Origin of the sequence: Paraburkholderia sp. CI2, assembly GCF_014201055.1 — a bacterium.
Taxonomy (GTDB): Bacteria; Pseudomonadota; Gammaproteobacteria; order Burkholderiales; family Burkholderiaceae; genus Paraburkholderia; species Paraburkholderia tuberum.
On record NZ_JACHDL010000059.1, the window covers coordinates 1 to 5,620 of the forward strand.

A 5,620-nucleotide genomic window follows, 5' to 3' on the forward strand; every position below is an offset into this window, starting at 1 on the left:
AATCCGGCAATCAGATCGAGGTCCTTTGAGCATTCGTTCAGCGCCGTCTGATCCGCACTCCAGAGATTGCAGTTCACGTCCATTGCAAAACGGTCATTTCCGCTTCCGGTGGGCGGCGGCTGCAGCGCCGCGAGTTGCTTGGCGGTGGCGGCGGTCGAAGTCGTCTGGGAGAACGCTGGCATCGATTGCCCGCACAACAGGGCTAAAACGGCGAATAGTGAGTAGAGTCTGAGTTTCATGGCTTAGCTATAAATTGCTACTGTCCGGGGATGGGCCGAGAACGTTGGAATTACGTTTGCCGATGACCATCAGTGCCTGAAGCGATGGCATACGTAACGCAAACACGTCAAACGCGTGAGTCAACGGTCGCTGACATCACGATTGAAAATGCTCTTGCACGGGATATGCGGGTTTCGTATCGATCATCGCGAAACGGTTCAATCGCCTTGTCCCGCCCGTTGCACCAGGGCGCGGTTATAAGGCTGACCGTTCGCCTGAACCGGCGGAGAGCCATTGTCGGGGGGCACTACGCCGTTGCTGTACGGATCTGTAGCCGCGTTCGCGACTGTGTCGGCAGGCAGGGAGTTGGCGGTCACGGACGCGGTGCTGCCATCATCGCTTGTTTCACCGCCACAACCTGCAAGGCTTAGTACGCCTGCGATGAATGCAAGCGCCGAAGCAGTTTTTGCGATCTGGGGAAGCCGACGAAATGACGGTTTCAGTCTTGGAGAGAGTCTGCTGGAGAAGGACATCTGTCTATCAAGGCCGATGGAACCTGGCCGCTAAAACGAACAACGTTCGCGTGAGAAGGACGTCGCCACGAAAAAATACGCAACAACACGAAGTACAACTGAATAATGATCGGCTTTTGTCAAGAGCCGCCCGCTGCCGCACTCGCGTGGGGCATTAATCACGTTTTAATCTTCAGATTTCATCCTACTGAAAACCCGCTTCATCATTTTCAATCGGAAGATTCGGTAATTCGCCGCAAATTGCGAAGTTTTTCCAATCGAATCAAAATCGATAAGGTTTTCCCTGAGTGATCTGATGAATACGAATGGTACAGAATTGAAACAAATCTTGCGCCATCGGACGTAACTAAGCGTAACAACGAAATTTGTGCTATGTGATCCTCTCGGTAACGTGTCCCTCCTCCGTTCCCACGCTTATCCAGACGCGTTCTCACGCCCGAGTTCGAGATTCACAAAACAACAAAAAACCCGTTACAAAATTGTTACTTGTCGCTTTTAGACAGTCGGGGTGCTTTAATTTCCGTCAATGTATGGTTCTTATCGGATGGCTCGGGACCTAATTAAATGACAATTAAATGTTTCGGTATGGTTTTAGAAAGAAAAATAATGCTGCCGAGGCATTTATATGCGCCGCACCGCTCGCACCAAATAAATCGCGGAATGCGAATTTTGCCACGGTTTGACTTTGGGCTTTGGAACAAGGAGACAGCCGGGAGCCAGGGGCGCGGAACCTGCATATCATCGCCAGCGAAACACGCGCAATGGCTCGCCGTGGTCGCGGCGAAACTCGAAGCCGCCGGAACACCGGCGCTGCTTGCTATTCGCCATCGCGGACTTGCCATCGTGCCGATGCTGAGACCTTGTTGGGCAACCCCTTCGTTGTAGGAGCAGGGCTTGGCAGTTCGGTAACGGTCAGCCGAGTCTCTTCGGCCAGGCCGACCTGGTCCGCCTGCCTGACGCGTCTTGCCGCCACGTTTGAGCGCGCAATCCATTTTCGCGACTTCGCCATTTCCGCCGCCTCACGACGAATCTCAGGACGGCATAGGGTTTTGCTCGGGCTTTCTAAAACACCCAGTTTTTGAAGTTTCATTGTTATGTGGCCGACCTCACAAAGCGGAGCAAGTCGGGGGCCTGACGCTGTCATTTTCCGGAAGGTTCTCTGCTACGCTCCCGAATGCCGTTGATTCGCAATTAGAAAGCGAACGTAGCCGTCGCGCGACTCGTGCGCATTATCGCGCGGGTAACACGCAATAAAAGATGGCGACAAATGGTTCTGCGAGCCATTACACGTTGCGGGAGATCATAGTCATGTTCCATCAACACGCGCCGACTCACGCGGCATTGCGTGCGTGCGCGCCGGTCCGAAGTCCGAGGCGCCGCGCGCTGCTGCGTGGCGTATCGGCCGCGGCGTTAGCAGGCGTTTCTTTTCCGCTATACGCGCAGCACGCAAGCGTAGGACTCGTCACGCCGCCCATTCGTCTCGACGACTTCTGGCTGGTCGATCAAAGCGGCCAGAAACGGTTGCTAACCGATCTGTTGCGTCAGAAAGTGACTGCGTTGCAGACGATTTACACAGGATGCACTTCAGTTTGTCCTTTGCAGGGTGCGCTGTTCAGCACCGTTCAGCAACGGATATCGCAGTTGCAGCACCGCTACCCCGTTCAGTTGGTGTCGATCGGAATCGATCCGCTTTCCGACTCGCCGCCCGCGCTGCACGCATGGCTCATGCGCTTCCAGGCCGGACCCGAATGGCGGGCGGCCACGCCGACGTTGCAGGACGTCGACCGGATGCGCAAAGCGCTTTCGGGCAGCACCCTGCCACTCGGCAACATTGCCGATCACTCGACCCAAATCTACTGCTTCGACGCGAACGCAATGTTGCGCTGGCGAAGTGATGACCTGCCTCGCGCAGATCAAGTTTGCGATGTACTGGGCGCATTAGGGCGTGTGTAACCTATTGGACTGAGGCTATGTCACAAAACCGATCGTTTGGAATCCTCTCGCAATTGTTCGACAGGTGCGTGAAAGCGTTGCTGCCAATCACATTCATGGCGGCGCTTTCGATGTTCTCCACAACTGCCGACGCGCAGACATCGAGCACGCTCACCGTCAACGGCACGACCTTGTGCGCCGATGTGAACGCCGAATCGAAGACGCCTGGCGCCTCGGTTATCGAGTGGACGTGCAATGGCGGGAATAACCAGCACTGGACACTGACGCAGAACAACGGGCTTTATCAGTTCGTCAACGTCAACAGCAACCTTTGCCTCGACATCTACGGTGTCAGCACAGACGCCGGCGCTGGGGCGGACCAGTGGACCTGCAATGGCCAGGCGAATCAAAGCTTTCAGCTGATCCCGCAAGGTGGCGGCTTTGCAATTGTCGCGTCGCAGAGTCACCTGTGTCTGGCTGTTGCCAGCCTCACGGCGAAGGGCTCGCAGATCACGCAGCAGCCTTGCAGCGGAACCGCTCTGCAGACGTGGCAGATCAGCGGCATGACCGCGAAAACATTGCCGGCAAAGTGGACTACACCCTATAACCTGTCGATCGTGCCGGCAGCCGCGGCGAATCTGCCCGATGGCACCGTGGTAGTGTGGTCCGCCGACCAGAAGCTGGACTTTACGGCTGGCGAAGTCACCCCCGGCAACACATACACCGCAATCTTTAACCCGACTACAGGCACGAGCAAACAGGTTCTCGTGACGAATACCGGCCACGATATGTTCTGCCCGGGCATCGTCAATCTTCCGGATGGCCGTATTTACGTCACTGGTGGCTCGAGCAGCGACGCGACGAGTTTCTACACGCCTTCGACTGGAAAATGGACGTCGGGTCCTCTAATGAATATTCCGCGCGCCTACCACGGCAGCGTAACGTTGAGCAATGGCAACGTATTCCTGGTGGGCGGCTCGTGGAACGGAGGCGAGGGCGGCAAGACCGGCGAAACCTGGTCACCGAGTACGGGTTGGCAGCTCAATAGCGCCATTCTCGGCGACTACATCCTCACGAGTGACGCGGCTGGCATTTTCCGCTCCGACAATCATGCATGGCTGTTTGCGGTGGCAAATGGGCGAGTCTTCCACGCCGGTCCGAGCGTTGCCATGCACTGGTTCGATACCGCCGGCGCGGGCAGCGTGACGCCTGCCGGCAACCGGGGCAGCGATGCCGATGCGATGAACGGCAACGCCGTTATGTACGATATCGGCAAGATCCTGGCTGTAGGCGGTGCGCCGAGCTACGAGTATTCCAACGCGACTGCGGACGCCACGCTAATCGACATCAGCAGCGGCACCGCGGTGACGCAAACGCTTACGCCGATGAATTACCGCCGCGCCTTCAACACCAGCGTGGTCTTGCCGAACGGTCAGGTGGTAGTCCTGGGTGGAGAGGCGTACCCGGTAACGTTTTCGGACGACACCGCCGTGCTGGCGCCAGAGTTGTGGGACCCTACCACCAAGACTTTCTCGGTGCTCCCGCCGCAAGCCGTGCCGCGTAACTATCACAGCATCGCACTGCTGTTGTCGGACGGTCGCGTACTGAGTGGTGGCGGTGGACTGTGCGGAAGCTGCTCGACAAACCATACGAACCTCGAAATCCTGACGCCGCCGTACCTGCTCAACGCGGACGGCTCGGCGGCAACACGACCGACCCTCACAGCCGCGCCCACTACGGCACAGCTCGGGACATCGATCGCCGTAACGGGCAGCAGTGGCATCACGGCCTTTGCGTTGATGCGCATGTCTTCGTCGACCCACGCGGTCAACAACGAGCAGCGGCGGGTACCCGTGACTTTCACGGTAGGAACGGCGGGCGAATATCTGATCAATATTCCTTCCGATCCGGGTGTCGTCGTGCCTGGCTACTACATGCTGTTTGGCCTGAACGCGAAGGGCGTGCCGAGCGTTTCGCGCACGGTGCAGATCCAGTGATGGCGTTACGGTCACGGCGAACCGCGGCGCGTGCGCTGGCGCTGGCGCTGGCGAACATCACGTATGTCGCGCATGGCGCGCCGCCTTGTGAGTCGAACGATCTCGGGTGTTCGATCTTCAACGGGCAGCATTCGGTTGAGGCGCAATTGCGCGACGACGATCGTCTGTTGCCCGGCTCGACCACCCGTTGTGCGAACTGCCATTCGCAAACCGGCTCGGGCGACGCATTCGCACCACCCTTGACCGCCGGCAACCTGTTTCCTGCGAAGAGTCGAAGGGACGGTCCGGCGAGCAGTTACGATCAGGCAACGTTCTGCAGGGCGCTGAGGGAAGGCATCGACCCGGTCAACGTAATGTTGCGCAAAGCCATGCCTCACTACCGGATATCCGAGACAGAGTGTGCGGCGCTCTGGCATTTCGTGACGAAGCGCTAGCACCTTTGCGTGCGGTTGCGCGAATTCGGCGCCATTTGCTCCACCAGCTTTTGTCGGTGTTTTCACGCTATACGGGCGCTTGTTCGAAATGATCGAAATAGTGACATCGCAATTGCGCACGACCCCGTTGGTGCGAAAAATGCGAATGTGCGGCAGCGTACGGAGGTGCGGCAAGCCGTCAGATAGGCTGCGATGACTTCTGCTATGAATAACTCGATTTCTGTTTGCTGGCGCAATACATAGGATGCGGAAAAATTAGAAGTCTGCGCCAGATCTGGCGGAAGTCTCTTTTAGACCATAAGACGATTCATTTCGAGCACGCTTGCGAGCAGGACTGACGTACTCGGCCTGTGCGTCCGATTTCAGCTGTCCCGTGACAAAAAGCGAGATCTGGCAACGCCGCATCGCCCGCACATTAAATCGAGCTTCCATCCTTTTCGTACACCCGCCCTGGGGTTTCGATGAATCAGAACTCTCTGCTTACGAATGCTGCCGTGCTCCGGAA

General features: G+C 57.3%; 3 protein-coding genes and 1 pseudogene. 3 read left to right on the forward strand and 1 reads right to left on the reverse strand.

The genetic code is table 11. The annotated features are described in order from the left end of the window. Positions 1-182, reverse strand: a pseudogene (locus tag HDG32_RS35820) (hypothetical protein); the annotation flags it as partial. 1,878 nt (positions 183-2,060) lie between these two features. On the opposite strand from HDG32_RS35820, the gene HDG32_RS35825 reads away from it, so the two are divergent. Genes HDG32_RS35825 through HDG32_RS35835 form a run of 3 tightly spaced genes read left to right on the forward strand, consistent with a single transcriptional unit; the run spans position 2,061 to position 5,115 of the window. Beyond that, positions 2,061-2,705, forward strand: a complete 645-nt coding sequence (locus HDG32_RS35825) for an SCO family protein (protein ID WP_184074560.1) — start codon at positions 2,061-2,063, stop codon at positions 2,703-2,705. Positions 2,706-2,722: 17 nt separating this feature from the next. Continuing rightward, positions 2,723-4,681 carry an RICIN domain-containing protein gene (locus HDG32_RS35830; protein WP_184074562.1) on the forward strand — a complete coding sequence of 653 codons (1,959 nt, stop codon included), beginning with the start codon at positions 2,723-2,725 and terminating at the stop codon, positions 4,679-4,681. After that, positions 4,681-5,115, forward strand: coding sequence for a hypothetical protein (locus tag HDG32_RS35835; protein WP_184074558.1), 435 nt, complete (start codon positions 4,681-4,683; stop codon positions 5,113-5,115). Before HDG32_RS35830 ends, HDG32_RS35835 begins: the two co-directional genes overlap by 1 nt. The last annotated feature ends 505 nt before the right edge of the window (positions 5,116-5,620 follow it).

Excerpts from the sequence above, each read along its gene's own strand:
- HDG32_RS35830 (WP_184074562.1), top strand. The coding sequence starts at position 2,723 with ATGTCACAAAACCGATCGTTTGGAATCCTCTCGCAATTGTTCGACAGG.
- HDG32_RS35825 (WP_184074560.1), top strand. The coding sequence starts at position 2,061 with ATGTTCCATCAACACGCGCCGACTCACGCGGCATTGCGTGCGTGCGCG.
- HDG32_RS35835 (WP_184074558.1), top strand. The coding sequence starts at position 4,681 with ATGGCGTTACGGTCACGGCGAACCGCGGCGCGTGCGCTGGCGCTGGCG.